Below are 20,749 nucleotides of genomic sequence, written 5' to 3' on the forward strand. Positions count from 1 at the left end.
TATTTCTATTATTATTTGTATTTTACCGATCATTAAAAAGTTAAAACCCTCTATAAAAAGAGGGTCTTAACAGAGAAACTATTTCTAAATTATTTTGCAGCTTTGTCCCAAGCAGGAACAACGGTTTGCATTAATGGCTTTAACATTTTAAGTGAACATGCGATCACTTGACCATTTTCAAGTGAATCATTGCCACCACGAGCATCAACAACTACACCGCCCGCTTCTTTAATAATAAGCTCACCAGCAGCGATGTCCCATGGTTTTAAACCAAGTTCAAAGAAACCATCGAAACGACCAGCAGCAACATAAGCCAAGTCTAGAGCAGCTGAACCACCACGACGGATTTGAGCACCCGCTTGAGTCACTGCTAATAATGATGCGAAATGTTGTTCTGCATAAGATACGATCTCACCAGCACGTTTAGCGCGGTAAGGATGACCTACTGCCAAGAATGTATTTTCTAAGCTATCTTTTACATTTACACGAATACGGCGTTGGTTCATAACCGCACCGCGACCGCGACTTGCAGAGAACAATTCGTCACGCACTGGGTCATAAATTACGCCGTGCTGAGTAACGCCTTTATGTTGAACTGCAATAGAAATACAGAAATGAGGGAAACCATTAATAAAGTTTTGCGTTCCATCAAGCGGGTCAATGACCCAGCACCAGTCTGCATCGTGGCCTTTGCCTTCTTGCATACCAAACTCTTCACCTAAGAAGCTATGGTTTTTATAACTTTTACGTAATGTATCAATCGTTAATTGTTCCAAATAACGATCTACACGTGTTACCGGGCCATCAATGCCTTTCTCTTCAACTTGCAAATCGAGTTTATGACGATTTTGATGCGCTTTTAAAAGCTCTTGACCAACTGTTTGAGCCGCACGCGCAGCCATAACCACCATAGGTTCCATTGAACACCCACTACAATACAAATTTGAAGATTTTGACAAAGAATAATGCATAAAAGCGCATACATTTTAGCAAATGAATGCGCTTTATGGGAAAAAATGTTTCAAATTTTTTGTGAAAGGCTTAAACGACCTGATTTTGCTTAAGCCAAGCTCTCTCAATTGAGTTCAAAATACCTTTCGTATCTAGACCACAATCTTGCAGCATTTGATTATGTGAAGCCTGATGCAAGAAAGAGTCTGGCAAACCTAAGTTAATGATAGGTTTAACAATTTGTTCTTGTGCCATAAACTCATTCACTGCACTGCCTGCACCACCCATAATCGCATGTTCTTCAACTGTTACGAATAAATGAGTATGCTCAGCCAAGTCTCGAATGATTTGTTCATCAAGCGGTTTTACAAAGCGCATGTTTACCACACGCACACCGACATCATGTTTTTGTGCAAGTTGCTCACCAGCTTCTATAGCAACCATCACACGGCTACCAAACGCTAGAATTGTAATTTGCTCATCATTGTTTGCATTAATTTCTGCAACGATTTCAGCTTTACCTAATTCAAGAATTGTCATTTCTTTTTGAATTTCAACACCAACACCAGCACCACGTGGATAACGTACTGCGGCTGGGCCATTGTAGACATAAGCAGTATGGAGCATTTGACGACATTCATTTTCGTCTTTTGGCGCCATGATCACCATATTCGGGACAGTACGCATATAAGCATAGTCATAAGCACCAGCATGAGTTGGCCCGTCTTCACCCACCAAACCTGCACGGTCGATTCCGAAAGTTACATCAAGGTTTTGTAAAGCAACATCATGAATAAGCTGATCGTAGCCGCGTTGCAAAAATGTTGAATAAATTGCAACAACAGGTTTGAGCCCTTCGCAAGCCATACCAGCCGCAAGTGTTACAGCATGCTGCTCTGCAATGGCGACATCAAAGAAACGCTGTGGAAATTGCTTGGCAAATTTAACCATGCCTGAGCCTTCACACATCGCAGGTGTGATCGCAAGCAAACGTTCATCTTGAGCAGCTTCATCACACAACCACTCACCAAATACATCGGAATACTTTGGTGGAGTTTTGCCACCTGAAGTGGCATTTATTTTACCAATCGCATGGTAAGTGATCGGGTCTGCTTCAGCAGGAGCAAATCCTTTTCCTTTCTTGGTATAAACGTGTACTAAACGCGGTCCTTTACGTTTTTTGAGCGCGTTAAAAACTTGAGCTAATTGAGTAACATCATGCCCATCAAATGGACCAAAATAATCAAAACCAATTGCTTTAAATAAATTATCTGCTGCATCGGTTGCTGATTGGTGTAAGCGAGAGTTATAAGTCCATTTTGGGTGTGGCTGAATGTAAGCCTCACCATGTTCATCTACATTAACTAAATGACCCTTTTCCCAAATTGCAGCTAAATGCTTAGCGAAGCCACCCGTACTGCAAGAAATTGACATGTCATTGTCATTGAGTACAACAATCAAGTCAGCATCATGTGCAACAGCGTCGTTCATTGCTTCAAAAGCCATGCCAGCAGTCATAGCCCCATCACCCACAATACACACCACATCACATGGGTCATTTTGATAGCGACGTGCAAGTGACATGCCCAAGCCAGCAGAAATAGCTGTTGATGAGTGCCCCACACCGAAAGTATCAAAAACTGATTCTTCTCTGGCAGGGAAAGCTGCTAAACCATTTTTTGAACGGATAGTGGTAATTTGTTCACGACGTCCAGTCAGGATTTTATGTGGGTATGCTTGATGTCCCACATCCCAAACTAAACGGTCATTTGGTGTATTAAAGCAATAATGCAGCGCAACCGTCAGCTCAACCACGCCGAGGTTAGCACCGAAATGGCCACCACTCTGGCCTGCTGCATATAAAATATATTGACGCAACTCATCAGCCACTTGAACCAGTTGGCTATGCTCGAGCTGACGTAATTGTTGAGGATGATCAATTGCATCTAACAATGGCGTAACAGGGCGTTGAGTTGGAATTTCGGTATACAACATATGTGGCAAAGCCTTTATAAGCCTGGCAAATCCTAAGCTGGGTCAAAATGGGTCGATCATACAATCGAATGAAGTCACCTTCAATCAGCCACATTTGCGAACGAGATCATGCAAAGCAGTCTCTCATACATTATGGGTATGGTTGGCAGATTATCCTGAATAATCTGACTATTTATCAACTATTATCGTCTTCTTTATACAAAAAAGAAAACCTTAGTGTGCAAAATGATTATGACAATTCGACCAATCTCCCAGCATTACGCTATACTTTAAACCGTTTTCGGTTAAAAGATGAGTTAATCTGTGCCTATAGAGTTCATTGCAACATCAAAACTCCCGACCGCTTTTGGTGAATTCAATATTTCTGTGTTTCAAGATCCAGCAACAGGTGAAGAACATGTGGCACTTTCTAAAGGGTTAGAAAATCCGCCAACAGGCCCTGTTTTAGTCCGTGTACATTCTGAATGTTTAACAGGTGATGCTTTTGCGTCATTGAAATGTGATTGTGGCCCACAATTACAAGCGACTCAAAAACTCATCAATGAAGCAGGACAAGGCGTAATTTTATATTTACGCCAAGAAGGTCGTGGAATTGGTTTAACCAATAAAATTCGTGCTTATGCCCTACAAGATCAGGGACACGATACGGTAGATGCCAATTTACTATTGAATTTACCTGCTGATGCACGTCGTTACGATATGTGTAGCATTATGCTCGACCACTTAAAAGTAAAAGAAGTGAAGTTAATTACCAATAATCCTTTGAAAATTCAGGCACTCAAAGATCAAGGTATTAACGTTGTAGACCGCGTACCTTTAACCGTAGGTCGTAATCCTTTTAATGAACAATATTTAAAAACCAAACGTGAAAGAATGGATCACCTTTATCAAAAAGATGATTTTTGATAAAGGTGTAAAGTTTAAAAACAATGTTTAAGGGATTTTTTCAAGATTTAGAAAAAATCCCTTACTTTTTTTATGGTTTTATGTTTTGATGTATTTAATTTATATCAATCATCTTTGAGGGTCATTATGCAACATCCGACTTCAACAGATATTCAACGTGTCCGCGAATTTCTCCTCGATTTACAAGCCCGTATTTGCGCTGGTTTAGAACAACAAGAAAAAGCTGGCGGTGGTACGGCAGAATTTATTATTGATGATTGGGAACGCCCAGAAGGCGGCGGCGGTCGTTCACGTGTGCTGCAAAATGGTACAGTGATCGAAAAAGGAGGTGTGATGTTTTCTCACATCAACATTAGCAAACTTCCTGCTTCTGCAACAGAACGTCACCCTCAAATTGCAGGTGCTAAAGCTCAAGCACTCGGTGTTTCTTTAGTTATTCATCCTAAAAACCCAAATATTCCAACCTCTCACGCAAATGTCCGTTTATTCGTTGCAGAACGTGAAGGACAAGATCCAATTTGGTGGTTTGGTGGTGGTTTTGACTTAACGCCATTTTATCCAGATGACCAAGATGTTTTAAATTGGCATCAAGCTGCTTATGACCTATGTAAACCTTTTGGCGACAATGTTTACAACGAACACAAGCAATGGTGTGATGACTACTTTTATTTAAAGCATCGCGACGAACAGCGCGGTGTCGGTGGTTTATTTTTTGATGACTTAAATTGCTGGGATTTCGAAACTTGCTTTAAATATATTCAAGCTGTAGGCAACGGTTATTTAAATGCCATTTTGCCAATTTTCGAAAAACATCGTGAACAACCTTATACCGAAGCTCAACGAGAGTTCCAGCTTTATCGCCGCGGCAGATATGTTGAATATAACCTAGTGTATGACCGTGGTACGTTGTTTGGATTACAAACAGGTGGCCGTATTGAGTCTATTTTAGTGAGCTTGCCTAACTTAGCTGCATGGTCATATCGTCCTGAGTGGGATGAAGACTCACCAGAGAAACGTTTAACTGACTACTATTTAAAACCGCGTGATTGGTTAGGTCTAAAAGAAAAAGTCGCTTAATTTTTTTGTTTTGGGGATTCTTTGGCTTCCACCCTAAAGAATCTCCTTTTTTATTTTTCAACTTTTCTGAAACCCTCCTAATATTTTTTCTTGTGTCAATTTGACTTATAGTGAGGCCTACTGAATATTCAGTATAGGCTTTATCTGCTTTATGCCATTTTAAAATTTTGGATACAAGAATGACCAAACAGTTTGCAGTAATTGGCAACCCGATCGAACAATCACGCTCTCCTGAATTGCATCATGCTTTCGCTGAAAAAACAGGGGTTGATCTAAACTATCAAAAACGTCTTGCCCCTCTCGACGGTTTTGAATCGAGCATGCGCAGTTTCTTTGCAGAAGGCGGAAGTGGTATGAACGTTACCGTTCCGTTTAAAGAGCAAGCTTTTGCTTTATGTGATGTGTTAACCAAGCGCGCCCAAATTGCTAAAGCTGTAAATACGTTATGGATGGAAAATGGCAAATTGCATGGTGACAATACTGACGGTCAAGGCTTAGTTGCCGCAATTCAAGCATTAGAGTGGAATCTTGAGAATACAACTATTTTAATTTTAGGGGCTGGTGGTGCAACTCGTGGTGTTATTTATCCGCTTGTACAAGCTGGCGCTAAAAAGATTGTGATTGCAAATCGAACTCTGGCTCGTGCAGAGCAACTCGTAGATGACTTAAAAACAGCAGTTCCACAAGCTCAACTACAAGCAATTTCCCTAAATGACTTAGAGGGGAATTTTGATATTGTAGTTAATGCGACTTCTGCAAGCCTTTCAGGCGATGCTTTACAGTTACCTGAAAAATTACAATTCAAACATGCTTATGAGATGGCTTATGGCAAGCCATCTAGTTTCCTAGATCAAGCTAAACAACGTAATGTGCCTTATGCAGAAGGTTTTGGCATGTTAGTAGGCCAAGCGATTGAAGCTTTTTATATCTGGAATGGTGTAAAACCAGACTTAAAAGATTTCTTATAAACAAAAAAAGAACCTACTTAAAGTAGGTTCTTTTTTTATCTCATTTACTATTTTTTAACAGCGACCATTTGCTTATAAACATCTCGGAAAATTTCATAATCAATAAATTCATTATGTTCAGGTTTTAACTTCTGAATTGTTTTTTCCGTAAGCTGTTGTTTACGAGCTGCCACATAAACGTTCCCTAAAATATCAGCTGTTTCTGATAACAAATGTTTTTCTTCAGCAGAAACACCGTTTTGTTTTTCAAACTCTAACTGATACTGTTTTGAGAAAAGTTGGGCTGGTTGCTTATATTGCTTCTGTAGGTTCTGCCAAGCTTCACGCCCTGCTTTACCTTGCATGGTCTCTATTACAATATGATCTACAGCACGACCTAACTCATGGTCAAACTGCTCATCTTGCTCAAGATGATGCTTTTTCTGTAAAGCTGTAATGCGTTCTAAGGCTTTTCCTTGAGGATTATAGATATCTTCTTCCGAGAACCAGTAAGCATAAACCTCAGCAATTTCTTGTAACTGTTGAACAGAGTAATACTTAATATATGACGGTTTTTCAGCAGTCAATTTGGCAATAAATACTGCTTTATAAGTTTTGTCATAGGCATGCGTTGCGTCATAGGTTTTATCTGCAAGTACAGCCAGATTTGCGTCTAGATCTTGTACGTCACTATGCGTGCCCACAGGATGCTCTAACACATCACCTTGACCGAGTTTGTCACCAAAGCCTTTAATAAAGTTTTCTAGCATAGAACCTTTACTTGCTTCAGCTACAGATTTGGCTTGTTTAAGCTGCTGTTGATCAATTGAGGTCGCTTTACCATAGTTCAAAATTTGCATATCAGCTTTAATATTGAAGCTATGTTTAAACTCGACTGGCGTATAAGCAACATCATAAGCCATGTTTACCGCACGGCCTTTGTCATCTAAAGCCACATCAATCGTGATTGGATTTCTTTGCTTCGGTAAAGCTTGCTCAATCTCGGCTTTATGTTTTAACCATAAAGCTTTGAATGCTTCATCATTGATAAACTGGTTTTGGTTATAAGCTTCAAACGTTTGTTTTAAAGCGTCTCGGCGAGACTTAGTTTGAACTTTTTCAGCACTTGCAGCGCTCTGGTCTAGCACATCAATGCCATAAACTTGGCAATAATTAATATCACCTAAAGCAACAGGTTTCTTCAGTGTTTTTAATTCAATACATTGATCTTCAGTGAGAGTTACAACCTCTTCAGCTTGTGCATCTTGTACACCATCTGTGGCAGCTTCTTCACTGGCATCTTCGTCTTCAGAAGCCGATGCATCTGCAGCTTCAGGAGCTTGCGCCGCCGCATTTAAATTATCTTCACCTTCATCATCTGATGAAAGAGCACCATCAAAATGTGCGTTGATTAAACTATATAGTTCCTGACTTACAGCAGCAGCATCATCGGAAGAAACTTTTTGTTCTTCCTTATTAGTTGCTCCTTTTTTTGCTTCAGAAGCAGCAAGCTCAGTTGCTACCTTTTCTGCCATCTTTTCATTATCGAAGCCTAAAACACTTTTTTGAAGGTATTTATCATTGACCTGACCATACAGCTCAACTTCTAAAAGCAACTCTTCAATCGTAGTTTTCAAACGAATTTTATCAACAGCCCCTGCCTTACGATCAGTATCTGTCAGAGATACACGTTGTAAGTTTTGCGGGTCAGCCAAACGATATGACACTGCACTAGAAGCTTTAAGATATTCAATAAACTTCTTCATATCGACATTTTTAAAGAAGTCTTTATATTTTGAAAAATCAATGTAAGTTAAATTGTTTTGATTTTCTTTATTGACTAAATACGGCATTAAACCAAAGTAATTTACATAAAACTTATAATTTTCTAAATCAAGCACCATTGGCAATTTTGCCTGAACCAATAGGGTTGGCTTTTCATATCTGGCAGTTAGGTTAAATGAACCCATTTTTTGACGATAATGAATTGAGCCGTCATAGCTAAATTGAAGATCATTTAATAAATTAATTAATACGGCGTTTACTTTGTCAGAACGTGCTGATGAGGTCAGTCCCAAATCACCTTGTTCATTTGCAATAGCCGCATAGAGGGTTTGTTTCTGTGCTTTACTTAAGCCAACCTTTTGCTCACGTAGGTACTGATCGACTTTCTTTTGTAATTCAGCATCAAGCTTAGGTGTATTTTCAGCTTTTGAATTTTGCTTTATTTGTGATGGATCAACCGTAATTTTAAAGTTTCCACGATAATCATAACTTGGATATTCATACATCGCGTTAACGCTTTGAATAGCTTTTTGCTCTAAATTCGCAGATGCCAATTGCGGACGCACACTGTGTTGCGCACACGCCGTCAAGCCCAAACTAAATAAACATAAACTGAGATATTTTAAATGCATAACCTTTTTTAAAACCTTATCGCTTTATCTTTTCAGCAAAACTTGCTAAAAATAAAAAATTAGTTGTTTTTTCACATAAAAGTATAAGACCTGACTTTATCAGAAAATATAATTTACGGTGTATTTATTTTCGACAAAATTCGCTTTTCTGACATTCTTTTCGGGTGTGATTAACATTGTATTTTTATCATGCGAGTGAATAATCAAATCATCGATTGAGATAATCCCACAATGATTCAAAATTAGGATTAAAGCCATGCCAGCATATAAAGCTCCCCTACACGATATCCGCTTCTTAATGAATGAAGTACTAGATTATCCTGCTCACTATAAAACTTTATCAAATGGTGAAAGTGCAGATCCAGATACTGTAGATATGATTCTTGAAGGTGCGGCAGATTATTGTGAAAACGTACTGTCACCACTTAACCAATCTGGTGATGAAGAAGGTTGCCATTTTGACAACGGCGAAGTAAAAACGCCAAAAGGTTTTAAAGAAGCTTATGACCAGTTCGTAATGGGTGGCTGGCAAGGGCTTTCTTACCCTGAAGAATTTGGTGGCCAAGGCCTACCAATGTCTCTAAACCTGATTAAATCAGAGATGATGGGTACTGCAAACTGGTCATTTACCATGTATCCAGGATTAAGCTCAGGTTGTATGAACACGATTTTGCAATTCGGTACAGATGAGCAAAAACAAACATATATGCCTAAACTTGTTGAAGGTACATGGAGCGGCACAATGTGCTTAACCGAACCTCAATGTGGTACAGACTTAGGCCAAGTAAAAACTAAAGCTGAACCTCAAGCAGATGGTACTTACAAACTCACGGGTACAAAAATCTTTATTTCTGCGGGTGAACACGATTTAACTGAAAACATTATTCACATCGTACTTGCTCGCCTTCCAGATGCACCAGCTGGTACACGTGGTATTTCTTTGTTTATCGTACCTAAATTCATGCCTACAGCAGATGGCGGTGTGGGTGAACGCAATACCGTAACTTGTGGTTCAATCGAACACAAAATGGGTATTCGTGCGTCTGCAACTGCTGTACTCAACTTTGATAATGCAACAGGCTATTTAATTGGTGAAGTAAACAAAGGTTTACATGCAATGTTTACCTTCATGAACACAGCACGTATCGGTACTGCAGTTCAAGGTATTGCACATGCTGAGTTATCTTTCCAAGGTGCTCTTCCATATGCTAAAGACCGTATGTCTATGCGTGCGCTTTCTGGTAAGAAAGATCCAGATAAAGTTGCTGATGCAATCATTCACCACGCAGACGTACGCCGTATGCTTTTAACTCAAAAAGCGATCGCTGAAGGCGGTCGTGCAATGATTTACTATGCTGCGCAAATTGCTGACAAAATGACAGATGCGTTAACACGTGGTGATCAAGCTGCTTTTGAAGACTACGATGACAAACTGGGTTTCTATACACCGATCTTAAAAGGTTTCTTAACTGAACTTGGTTTAGAAGCAGCCAACCACGGTATGCAAGTTTACGGTGGTCATGGTTATATTAAAGAATGGGGTATGGAGCAAATCGCACGTGATGCACGTATTGCGACCCTATACGAAGGAACAACTGGTGTTCAAGCACTCGACTTAATTGGTCGTAAAGTGTTGTTAAGTTCAAAAGGCAAAGTAGTACGTGAATACACTGCTGAAATCTTAAAATTCTGTGCTGCTCACGCACGTAATAAATACTTACGTCGTTTTGCTTGGGACTTAACTAAGCTTTGTGCACAGTGGAACACTTTAACAGTTCGTATCATGCTTGCTGCTCGTAAAGACCGCGACATCGTGTCTTCTGCTTCTGTAGATTTCTTAATGTTCTCAGGCTATGTCATGATGGCTTACTTCTGGGCTCAACAAGCTGTGATTGCTTCTGAAAAATTAGAAGCTGGCAACGGTCAAGAAACCCCTGAGTTCTATAAAGCAAAAATTAAAGTTGCTGATTTCTACTTCGACCGTTTATTGCCACGTGCACAAGGTCATGCAGAATCGATGGTAACTACATCTCGCACACTTACTTCATTACCAGTTGAACACTTTAGCTTCGACTACTAATGATTTGTAAATACTAAAATTAAAAGAGCGCAATTTATATTGCGCTCTTTTTTATTATATTAAAATTAACTTTATTCTTTTTTAAGGATATAAGCTTTTGTAGGAACAAAATAATTTTGCTCTAGAAACTCACGATTTTTACCATAATCACTATAAAAGAGTTTTTCTAAATTTACCGATAAAATTCGTTCTGAATCAATATTAAAGTAGAAATTCACATCTGATGCTGGGCAATGAATAATTAAATTACGTTCTACATTATCTACTTTCCACGTTAAGTTAGGACACAATTGATTTACAACCGCACTTTTAGCACCATCTTTAGTACCTATACGTCCGTAATGAATTACATTCCAGTAGGCAGAACCATCGGCTAGTAAATTTAAAATATATTCGGCTTCTCCGTTCTCACAATCAGCAAAAGCATCTGTACAAGATATGCGAGTATGATAACGTCCAACATACTGTAATGATGAGGCTGACAATTTCTGTAAGTGGCCTTGTGAATTATTTGGTAGAAAAGTCCGACCAGCCGCAGCATCTAAAGTTGTTACTGCCGAATTATTTTTTATAGCGTCATTTTCATGCTTTGAAGCTGTCGTGGATACGCTGGAATGATCTTTCGATTCCGCATGGTTTATATCGCAGGCAGTTAACCCTATGCCTAGGATAATCATTAAACCTAAATGCTTTATTACAAAACCAGACTGCTTCAAAGATATATACATCATTTAAATACGACAGCAATGTTACAAGTTTATCTTTAATCCAAGAACTATTTACCTATATAAATAAGATTTAGCCCTGAAAAAGTGCATTTTAGTTGATGTTTCTTTCATTCCCTTAAATCGTTTACATATTTTAACCATTTTTAGTTTTATTAAGACTTTAACTTGGTAATTCGATCTCCATATCTTTATTAAACAAGTGAATAAATGATTCCTTGTAGTTTATGTATTTGAGGAGAATTAGATGGCCAATTCTGGTTTATATCGCTCGAACCGACAAAGCATGATCGCCGGTGTAATGGGCGGTATTGCTGAACGTTTTGGTTGGAACGCAAATTTATTACGCATTATTTTCGTATTGGTTTCGGTAATGAGTGCGGCTTTCCCAGGGATTTTAGTTTATCTCGTTTTATGGTTAGTCATTCCTAAAAGACAGCCTGAACAAGTCCATGGTTATCAACAGCCTGTTCGTACTGTACGAGAAGAACAAGTACATTAAATAACTTAGTTTATTTTGGTCGCTACGGTTGCATCCCCTAATCAACCGTAGCTTTTTTTATTCTAAAATTATAGCTTCCGATTTAACTGTTGCTGTAATGCAGCAATCATATCTGCACGGCTAATCATTCCTATAAGCTTACGATTTTCAACAACAGGAATGTAGTTAAAAGACTTTTCAACAAAGTATGGCACTAAATCTTGAATAGGTTGGGTTGGTAGTACAGTAACCACTCGACGACTCATGATCTGCTTTACATAATGCTGCCAAGAGTTTCTTGGATCGGCTGCGCCTTTAAACCACTCGACGACTTCATAGAGCGCTAAAGTTCCGACCAAATGGTTGTCTGCATTGACCACAGGTAAACTCATAAGATTCTGTTGTTTAAACTTATCGAGTGCTTGGTGAATATCGTCGTCTTCATGCAACTTAATCACATCATGACTCATAATATCCTGACAGATATATTGGTTCACCATGCGTTCATTGGCATGTTCTTGAGCTTCTAAAATGATTTTTTCTAAGTCGTACTGGCTTATATCTAATAGTTCAGTGTGATGCCCTAATGCATACTCAATATCTTTTGGCTGAATCGATACTTTCTGAGTGGGCGTTGGATCCTTACTTCGCTCATTTAAATGTGCGGTAACAGGATAATGTCGCCCAATCAATCGATTAAAGAAAACAGCAAACCCAAGTAGCAGTAACGAGTTGAGTAAAACTGGATAAAAAATAAAATAAAAGCCTAATTTATGGATGGCTGCACCACCCAGTACAGCCGTAATTGCAACTGCTCCACTTGGTGGGTGTAACGAGTCGGTAGTCATCATTAAAAAGATGGCAAGCCCGACAGCCACACTAAAAGCCGTAGTTAAATCAGGAATCCACTGTGCACAAGCAACGCCAATAATGCCAGCTAAAGTATTGCCAACAATCACATTCCAAGGTTGAGCCAATGGACTGGTTGAAACTGCAAATAAAAGAACAGATGAGGCACCCATAGGCGCGATGTACCAAGCATTAATTCCACCCAGAACATACCAGCTAATTAAAGAAGAAATTGCTAAACCACACAACGCTCCAATACCGCAAAGCAACCGCTCTTTAAGAGGTAAAACCTTAAAATTTGGTTTTAAAATCTGTAACCATTCTCGCTGTATAACACTCACAGTACACCTTTGGGGATATGCCGTTATTTATAACGGGCAAAAGTATACGCCCAAAGCCATATAAAATGCATTTAAATTATATCTTTTAATGTTCAGAGAATTTGTTGAAGTTATTCTTACTATTTTAAAACTTTAATATTCCATCAACTTTTCATTTAAGTAGCGCCAGTAACGTTTTGGCAAATACTGCACATGAAGTTTTATATTCTGGCGTTCTGTAATATTTACGCTGTTAAAATAATCTTTCCAAAGTTGATCATACAAAACTTCTTGTTCATCCAGCTCAAGTTGAAAGCTTTGACTCATGCCATTTTTTAAATTACGGTCAACCTCAGAGGCTTCGAGTGAAACTTCATGTATTTCACTTAAATCATAATAAATACCAAACTTACGTTGCTCGTCATAAATGAGCCAACGCTGATCTTGATAACGCCGTTTAAAATGTGGCTGAATAAGCGGTAACACATTAAAATCAGGACGTACTAAACTTAAAAAAAGCTCATCTTTAGTTTTCTTAAACCGAATAAAAGCCTCCATTCTATGCTTTTCTCGCCCGACTTTTTTCGTCCACTGTGCAATTGCTAGAACACTTGGGTGCGAATAATCTTTTTCTACAGATGAATGACTACTAAACACATAAATACAGTAATTAAATAAATGCTGATAGGCATCTAAAGATTCAGATAGATAAGCAAAATAAAATTGTTTTAACGAAGAAGATAAAAGCTTTTTTTGTAACGCAGACCACACACGTTCGGCATGTTGCTCGTTATTTGCAACCTCAATTTTATCGGTAAATAAGCCATGCTGAGCTGCATCATTCAGACAGAGTTTGACCTGTAATTCTTTAAATTGAAATGCACGAAAAACACAGCTTAGCAGCCCAACCATTGAACCATCAAAATAGTAAGCAACTTCCTCATTAAACATGGCCTAAAACCCAAGGCTTAATTGTGGCGAGAGTTGCTGCACATATTTCGAAGATCCCTGCGTTAAAATCTGCTGTCGAATATAGCCAGAAGATAATTCCTTTTGGAATTTTGGACTGTCTTCACAGCGAATAAAGAATTTTGCACGCTGGTAGGCCACACCTAGTTTTTTAAGTAAATCGATATGGATTTTTCCAAAACGGCGAGCCTGCACAATTTTCTTGGCCGATTTCACCCCAATGCCCGGTACACGCAAAATCATTTGATAATCTGCACGGTTTAAATCTATTGGAAACTGTTCAGGATGCCTTAAAGCCCAGCTTAATTTCGGGTCTACATCCAAATCTAAATTTGGATGTTTTTCATTAACGATTTCATTGACTTCAAAACCGTAAAAACGCATCAACCAATCGCTTTGATAGAGTCGGTTTTCACGAAGCAACGGCGGTGCAGAACCCACTGCTGGCAAGTAGTTATTTTCGGTATTAATTGGGATATAACCCGAAAAATAGACGCGTTTGAGTTTAAATTCTTTATAGTGCTTGTCTGCCATAAACAAGACATCTTGGTCCGACTCTTGATGTGCTCCCACTACCATTTGAGTGGTCTGCCCTGCTGGTACATATTTTGGTACATGCTTAATGATTTGACGTTCATCTTTAAGCTGAATCAGCCTATCACGCACTAATCCTAAATCTTTTTGCACTTCCTGATGTGATTTTTCTGGCGCAAAAGTTTTTAGTCCAATTTCGGTCGGCATCTCTAAATTAATACTCATACGATCCGCATATAAACCTGCTTCATGGATCAGTTCAGGCGATGCACCTGGAATGGTTTTTAGATGAATATAGCCATTAAAGTTTTCTTCAAGACGCAACTTTTTCACGACTTGAAGCATACGCTCCATCGTATGATCCGCCGATTTAAAAATGCCTGAGCTTAAAAATAAGCCTTCAATATAATTACGGCGGTAAAAATTAATAGTTAAGTCTACAACCTCTTGCACTGTAAATGCTGCACGTTGGACATCATTAGAACGGCGTGAAACACAGTAGGCGCAGTCAAAAATACACACATTGCTAAATAGAATTTTTAAGAGAGATACACAGCGGCCATCTTCAGTATAGCTATGGCAAATACCCGAATGGCTGGCATCCCCTAGACCTTTATCTTTGTTTTTACGGTCACTGCCACTTGATGAACAAGACACATCATATTTAGCAGCATCAGCAAGAATCTGTAGTTTTTCCCGAATGCGATCAGACATATCAAACGACTCATTTGTGGCATCGTCTAAAAAATATCATGTCGCATTCTTAAATTTAATCTAGTGAAGTACGGTCAGCGTCATGAGATGACGTTTAAAATGAACTAGCTTAATTAACGTATTCTTCAAGCTGCTTTACACGCTTTTCATACTCTTGCATTGGGCAATACGAATACATCGGTGAGCCTATGTATGAACCTGCATTATTACATTCCTGATCTACATAGGCTTTCCAAAGTCGCTGAGATTTTAAAATATCTTGGTAACGTTCTGGCTGTTTGTATTCTTCGCTTTGTGCACGAATTTGATCAATGAGAGCAACAATTTTTTCCTCATAAGTCTTTTTAGCTTTATCAGAACAACTATACACGACCATATTATTAATACTTTCAAGCTTCATTTCTTTAATAGTCTGGTCTACACATTGATTGTATTCATCTTGCTCATCAGTTTCGGTTTGTGCGTAAAGCCACGGACTACAGAAAAGGCTGGATAAAACAATAAGTTTGCAGCAAAATTTCAGCATAATTTATTCTCGATTCTATAATTTTTAATATGCTTCAATATAACAAAAATTCTTTAACGGTTGCCTATCGGCATTTAGACATAATAAAGAGTCTATTGTTCGCTCCTATACCAGTGCTCATTATTTTGACTTCAACGAATTGTATGCTTACTTATTTATTCATTATATATCTGTTCTTTTTACCATTCCTTATAGCAACTTCTATATTACTAAATAAATTCAAACTTCTAAATTTCATAACAATATCTTTAACAGCACTAGGTATACTCCTCATCTTTAATACGCTTGTTAACCTATCTTTTAAGACCTTCTTTTCCGAGCTTATTTTTAGTTGGATTGGAATCTCTACACTAATTACAGCTTTTAATTTCTGGGCATTATTGGCTTGGTATAACTATAAAGATAACAAGACCAAAGAGCAGAACATAAATATTGAATGAATGCTCTGCTTTTTGAATATGGAGCTCTTATAAGCTGGGCTATGTTAGTTAAAGATTTTGATATGATCTCATTTCCCAATACATTAACTTTTTATTCATACTATACATAGTTATAAGAATTAAACTCATATTGATTTATATGAAAAAAGCTATCTTTAATGATTCTAAAATTTTCATTCAAAATTTAGATCCCAATCAAGACCAAATTTTAAATAGCCTTTTAAAAGTCCCACTCTACTTATTTATACCTGCCTGGCTTTTATGGATCTTCACCATGATGCTAAATGAAGGGTTCACTTTAGAAATTCTAAAAACTACAGCGATTTTTCCACTATTACTCTTTGCGGTTGCAATGACTTATTACATATTTGCTTTTATACCTGCTTATCTATTTCAACTCTTCTTGCAAAAATATAATTTCATAAATTTTTTCTCAATTATTGCTAGTGCACTCATACTTACGACGTTAATCCTTAGTTTAATGTGTTTAGAATTCGCCCCAATAGAAATGATCGTTTTCTTCAGTTATTTTTCTGTGATTTTCGCTATTACATATTGGTTTTTACTACTCAGAACTATAAAAAAGCAGCTAAACAATCAAATCTGAAATTCCCAAACTAGCCTTTGCCACTCCCCTACAAAATCCTTATACTTAGGGGCAATTTTTCTCATAAATTCGTGGATGCTACATGAGTCGCGCCATCTCGCATATTGATACATTTCAGGGTTTAATTCTTGCCCTACAAAACTACTGGGCCGAACAAGGCTGCGTCGTATTACAACCTTACGACATGGAAATGGGCGCTGGAACATTCCACACCGCAACATTCTTACGTGCTTTAGGGCCTGAGACTTGGAACGCGGCATACGTGCAACCTTCACGTCGTCCAAAAGATGGCCGCTATGGTGAAAACCCGAACCGTTTGCAACACTACTACCAGTTCCAAGTGGTACTTAAGCCAAACCCAGACAACATCCAACAGCTTTATCTCGATTCTTTAAAAGCAATCGGAATTGATACGCTTACTCACGACATCCGCTTCGTAGAAGACAACTGGGAATCTCCAACTCTTGGTGCTTGGGGCTTAGGTTGGGAAGTTTGGCTTAACGGTATGGAAGTGACTCAGTTCACTTACTTCCAACAAGTGGGTGGTGTTGAATGTTACCCAGTAACAGGTGAAATCACTTACGGTTTAGAACGTCTTGCAATGTACCTTCAAGGTGTTGACTCGGTTTATGACCTTGTTTGGACTAAAGGCCAATTTGGTACTGTGACTTACGGTGACGTCTTCCATCAAAATGAAGTTGAGCAATCCACTTATAACTTTGAATACGCTCCAGTTGAAAAACTATTTGAACTGTTTGATTTTTATGAATCAGAAGCAAATCGTCTAATAGAAGCAAAACTTTCTCTTCCTGCTTATGAGCAAGTGGTTAAAGCGTCTCATACCTTTAACTTGCTTGATGCACGTGGCGCAATTTCTGTGACTGAGCGTCAACGTTACATTTTACGTGTACGTACTTTAGCGCGTGCTATTGCACAAAGTTATGTACAAGCACGTGCAGAGCTTGGCTTCCCAATGGCAGAACCACACTTACGTGATGAAGTATTGGCACAGCTAAAAGCACAAGCTGAAAGTGAAGCAGCAAAGGCGGAGAAAAACTAATGAGCAAACATACTGTTTTATTCGAACTTGGCTGTGAAGAACTTCCACCAAAAAGCTTAAAAACATTACGTGATGCCCTAAAAGCTGAAACAGAAAAAGGCTTAAAAGATGCAGGTTTAAACTTCGCATCAATTGAAGCTTATGCAGCTCCACGTCGTTTAGCACTTAAAATTGTAGATATCGATGCTGCTCAAGCTGATACACAAAAGCGTTTTGATGGCCCTGCTGTTCAAGCAGCTTATGATGCAGAAGGCAAACCAACTAAAGCGCTCGAAGGCTTTATGCGTGGTCAAGGTATTACAGTTGATCAGCTTTCTACTTTCCAAGCTGGTAAAGTTGAAAAAGTTTGCTATTTAAAAGATGTGAAAGGTCAAAGCCTTGACGCTTTACTTCCACAGATTTTACAAACTGCATTAGACAATTTACCAATTGCTAAGCGTATGCGTTCTGCTGCAAGCCGTACCGAGTTTGTACGTCCAGTTAAATGGGTTCTTTTACTCAAAGACGACCAAATTGTTGACGCGACTATTCAAGATCATAAAGCTGGTAATGTGACTTATGGTCACCGTTTCCATGCACCTGAAGCTGTGACTTTAGCGCATGCAAATGACTATTTAGCTGCTTTAGAAAAAGCTTACGTCGTTGCGAACTTTGAAAAACGTCAAGCAACCATTCAAGAACAAGTGAAAAAGTTAGCTGATGAAGTGAACGCAACTGCGATTGTTCCAGCTGATTTACTTGACGAAGTAACAAGCCTCGTTGAATGGCCTGTGGCTTTACGTGCAACTTTTGAAGAACGCTACTTGGCTGTTCCTCAAGAAGCTCTTATTACGACAATGCAAGACAACCAGAAGTATTTCTGTTTGATCAATGCGGAAGGTAAATTACAGCCTTACTTTATTACTGTTTCAAATATTGAGTCTAAAGATCCGACTCAAATTATTGAAGGTAACGAGAAAGTTGTTCGTCCTCGTTTGTCTGATGCTGAGTTCTTCTTCTTACAAGATCAAAAGCAACCGCTTGCATCTCGTAAAGAAAAATTAGCAAACATGGTATTCCAAGCTCAGCTTGGTACGCTTTGGGACAAATCAACACGTATTGCAAAACTTGCTGTTGCATTATCTTCAATCACTGGTGCAAACACAGCCGATGCTGAAAAAGCTGCATTACTTGCTAAATGCGACTTAACCTCTGAGCTTGTAGGTGAGTTCCCAGAACTTCAAGGTATTGCGGGTACTTACTACGCACGTATTGAAGGCGAAAATACTGAAGTTTCAGAAGCTTTAGGTGAGCAATATTTACCAAAATTTGCGGGTGATGTTTTACCTAACACTAAAACAGGTACAACGATTGCTCTTGCTGACCGTTTAGATACGCTGGTTGGTATTTTCGGTATTGGACAAGCGCCTACAGGTTCTAAAGACCCGTTTGCACTTCGTCGTTCAGCAATTGGTATTTTACGTTTAATCATTGAAAATGAATTAGATGTAACAATTGAAGAGTTAGTAAATCTTGCGCTTCAAGGTTATGGCGATATCGTTAAAGACCATGACAAGACTCTCGCTGATGCTGTTGCGTTCTTGGAAGGTCGTTACCGTGCTAAGTACGAAGACCAAGGCGTTGCCGTTGACGTACTTCAAGCAGTTCAAGCACTTGCACCGAAGTCTCCACTTGATTTTGACAAGCGCGTAAATGCAGTTAACCACTTCCGCACATTACCTGAAGCTGCGGCACTCGCTGCTGCAAACAAACGTGTTGCTAATATTCTTGCAAAAGAAGCGACACCAGAAGGTTCTGTCATTGAAGCAAACTTAGTTGAAGACGCTGAAAAAGCATTATTTGCTGAGCTTCAAGCAGTGACTCCTGTGGTTGAACCATTACTTGCAGCAAAAGACTACACTGCTGCTCTTTCTAAGCTTGCAGCACTTCGCGCGCCGATTGATGCATTCTTTGATGGTGTAATGGTTATGGCAGATGATGCTGACCTGAAAGCAAACCGTTTACGTTTATTGGCTCAGTTACGTAACTTGTTTACTGCTGTAGCTGATGTGAGTGTGTTGCAGGGTTAAGATTATATAGAAATTAATTTTTGTATAATTAATTTTTGTATAATTAAGCTTTATTTAAAACCATGTTTCCGAACTAAACCGGAAGCATGGTTTTTTTAATAGTTTTACCTTCTAATTTTATTCAAAATAATAAATTGATTAATTTGCGAACACTCAATAAATAACAATTATTTACTTTTATTTCAGTTAATCCATAATTCAGCCAGCTTTAACAAATAATTACCTAACTTAATAAAGAATGATTGCAATGAAAAACTTAAACTTATTACTCATATCAACATTACTATTTACTGGATGTGCAACGACTAAATCGATTCAATATCCCGCTACAGGTAAACAAACCTCTCTTTCTGTTTCTTCAGAACAATTATCTTCAATGACTGAATCAGGTGCAGGTGATTACTTTGTAAAAGACAGCCAAATATTAGTTGGCGACTCTAGTAATGCTTCAGCCAGCCCAGTTTCTGGAATGTTTGGTCTTATCGGAGTAGGAGTCGCAATGGCAATTGATAAAAATGCAAATAGTTCAGCCATTGAAAAAAGCTCTCTCAATCAACCTATTAAATTTGACCAGCTAATACATCAAAAAATTAACGATTCTTTCGCGCAAAATAAAGCTGATCCAACAATCAAATTACTCAATTTAAATCAGGCATCTGAAGTTAAGATTGTGCCTTATTCACGTCTTTCTTTCCGTGAAAAGCCAATTGTAAAAGTAAATTTTGGTTTAAAGACCCAATTTAAAAATGCAGCCGACAATAATGCAGATACAAAACGCTTATATCACTATGTAAGTAAGGATCGTATTTCTTTATCTGAATGGGAAGCTAATAATAATTTATTATTTATGAAAAAAGCAGATCAAGCATTTAACGCTCTTAGCCAAGTATTCACTTTAGATTTACAACATCAATTAAATTTAAAAGCATTTGATGAGAACAAGCAAAAGAGCTGTAAAACTAATGCAGATACATCCTTAGTTTCTTTTATTCAAACTCCCGATAATTTATGTGTTGGCGTAGTTAAAACAAGCAAAGGCGATGTATTCGAAAATAGTATTTATATCGTTGAACAATAATAAA

At 38.4% G+C, this 20,749-nt stretch carries 16 protein-coding genes; 8 read left to right on the forward strand and 8 right to left on the reverse strand.

What is annotated here, in order from left to right; translation table 11 throughout:
• Positions 1-89: 89 nt before the first annotated feature.
• Both B554_RS0109120 and dxs read right to left on the reverse strand, forming a co-directional pair.
• Positions 90-920 carry an inositol monophosphatase family protein gene (locus B554_RS0109120; protein WP_019457801.1) on the reverse strand — a complete coding sequence of 277 codons (831 nt, stop codon included), beginning with the start codon at positions 918-920 and terminating at the stop codon, positions 90-92.
• Positions 921-1,041: 121 nt separating this feature from the next.
• Positions 1,042-2,946: a 1-deoxy-D-xylulose-5-phosphate synthase gene (dxs, locus tag B554_RS0109125; protein WP_019457802.1), complete on the reverse strand. Its 1,905-nt coding sequence runs from the start codon at positions 2,944-2,946 to the stop codon at positions 1,042-1,044.
• A 303-nt stretch (positions 2,947-3,249) separates the two neighbouring features.
• Between dxs and ribA the strand changes: the two genes are divergently transcribed.
• The 3 genes from ribA to aroE all read left to right on the forward strand — a co-directional run bounded on the left by ribA (position 3,250) and on the right by aroE (position 5,897).
• Positions 3,250-3,852 carry a GTP cyclohydrolase II gene (ribA, locus tag B554_RS0109130; RefSeq protein WP_001121170.1) on the forward strand — a complete coding sequence of 201 codons (603 nt, stop codon included), beginning with the start codon at positions 3,250-3,252 and terminating at the stop codon, positions 3,850-3,852.
• Positions 3,853-3,978: 126 nt separating this feature from the next.
• On the forward strand, positions 3,979-4,929 hold the full coding sequence (gene hemF / locus B554_RS0109135) for an oxygen-dependent coproporphyrinogen oxidase (protein ID WP_019457803.1): 951 nt from the start codon (positions 3,979-3,981) through the stop codon (positions 4,927-4,929).
• Between the two features lie 179 nt (positions 4,930-5,108).
• Positions 5,109-5,897, forward strand: coding sequence for a shikimate dehydrogenase (gene aroE, locus B554_RS0109140; RefSeq protein ID WP_019457804.1), 789 nt, complete (start codon positions 5,109-5,111; stop codon positions 5,895-5,897).
• A gap of 47 nt (positions 5,898-5,944) precedes the next feature.
• Here aroE and B554_RS0109145 read toward each other — a convergent pair whose 3' ends face one another.
• Positions 5,945-8,293 (reverse strand): hypothetical protein, encoded by a 2,349-nt coding sequence (locus B554_RS0109145; RefSeq protein WP_019457805.1) that lies wholly within the window; start codon positions 8,291-8,293, stop codon positions 5,945-5,947.
• Between the two features lie 256 nt (positions 8,294-8,549).
• On the opposite strand from B554_RS0109145, the gene B554_RS0109150 reads away from it, so the two are divergent.
• Positions 8,550-10,373 carry an acyl-CoA dehydrogenase C-terminal domain-containing protein gene (locus tag B554_RS0109150; RefSeq protein ID WP_004705328.1) on the forward strand — a complete coding sequence of 608 codons (1,824 nt, stop codon included), beginning with the start codon at positions 8,550-8,552 and terminating at the stop codon, positions 10,371-10,373.
• Between the two features lie 71 nt (positions 10,374-10,444).
• Here the strand turns inward: B554_RS0109150 and B554_RS0109155 are convergent, their stop codons facing one another.
• On the reverse strand, positions 10,445-11,104 hold the full coding sequence (locus tag B554_RS0109155; protein WP_029767739.1) for a hypothetical protein: 660 nt from the start codon (positions 11,102-11,104) through the stop codon (positions 10,445-10,447).
• 241 nt (positions 11,105-11,345) lie between these two features.
• On the opposite strand from B554_RS0109155, the gene B554_RS0109160 reads away from it, so the two are divergent.
• Complete coding sequence (locus B554_RS0109160; protein WP_019457808.1) at positions 11,346-11,600, forward strand: PspC domain-containing protein; 255 nt, start codon at positions 11,346-11,348, stop codon at positions 11,598-11,600.
• 68 nt (positions 11,601-11,668) lie between these two features.
• Here B554_RS0109160 and B554_RS0109165 read toward each other — a convergent pair whose 3' ends face one another.
• From B554_RS0109165 to B554_RS0109180, 4 genes are all read right to left on the reverse strand, one after another.
• Positions 11,669-12,769: an HPP family protein gene (locus B554_RS0109165; protein ID WP_019457809.1), complete on the reverse strand. Its 1,101-nt coding sequence runs from the start codon at positions 12,767-12,769 to the stop codon at positions 11,669-11,671.
• A gap of 132 nt (positions 12,770-12,901) precedes the next feature.
• Positions 12,902-13,699 (reverse strand): TIGR03915 family putative DNA repair protein, encoded by a 798-nt coding sequence (locus tag B554_RS0109170; RefSeq protein ID WP_019457810.1) that lies wholly within the window; start codon positions 13,697-13,699, stop codon positions 12,902-12,904.
• A gap of 3 nt (positions 13,700-13,702) precedes the next feature.
• Complete coding sequence (locus tag B554_RS0109175) at positions 13,703-14,965, reverse strand: putative DNA modification/repair radical SAM protein (RefSeq protein ID WP_019457811.1); 1,263 nt, start codon at positions 14,963-14,965, stop codon at positions 13,703-13,705.
• Between the two features lie 109 nt (positions 14,966-15,074).
• Entirely contained in the window at positions 15,075-15,491 is a 417-nt protein-coding gene (locus tag B554_RS0109180; protein ID WP_019457812.1) for a lysozyme inhibitor LprI family protein, read from the reverse strand.
• A 1,129-nt stretch (positions 15,492-16,620) separates the two neighbouring features.
• On the opposite strand from B554_RS0109180, the gene glyQ reads away from it, so the two are divergent.
• The 3 genes from glyQ (at position 16,621) to B554_RS0109205 (ending at position 20,745) form a co-directional block, all read left to right on the forward strand.
• Positions 16,621-17,598 (forward strand): glycine--tRNA ligase subunit alpha, encoded by a 978-nt coding sequence (glyQ, locus tag B554_RS0109195; protein ID WP_002044989.1) that lies wholly within the window; start codon positions 16,621-16,623, stop codon positions 17,596-17,598.
• Positions 17,598-19,667: a glycine--tRNA ligase subunit beta gene (gene glyS / locus B554_RS0109200; RefSeq protein ID WP_019457815.1), complete on the forward strand. Its 2,070-nt coding sequence runs from the start codon at positions 17,598-17,600 to the stop codon at positions 19,665-19,667. Before glyQ ends, glyS begins: the two co-directional genes overlap by 1 nt.
• A 247-nt stretch (positions 19,668-19,914) precedes the next feature.
• A complete protein-coding gene (locus tag B554_RS0109205; RefSeq protein WP_019457816.1) occupies positions 19,915-20,745 on the forward strand; it encodes a hypothetical protein in 831 nt (276 codons plus the stop codon).
• The last annotated feature ends 4 nt before the right edge of the window (positions 20,746-20,749 follow it).

Source organism: Acinetobacter sp. GG2, assembly GCF_000292385.1.
Lineage (GTDB): Bacteria > Pseudomonadota > Gammaproteobacteria > Pseudomonadales > Moraxellaceae > Acinetobacter > Acinetobacter seifertii.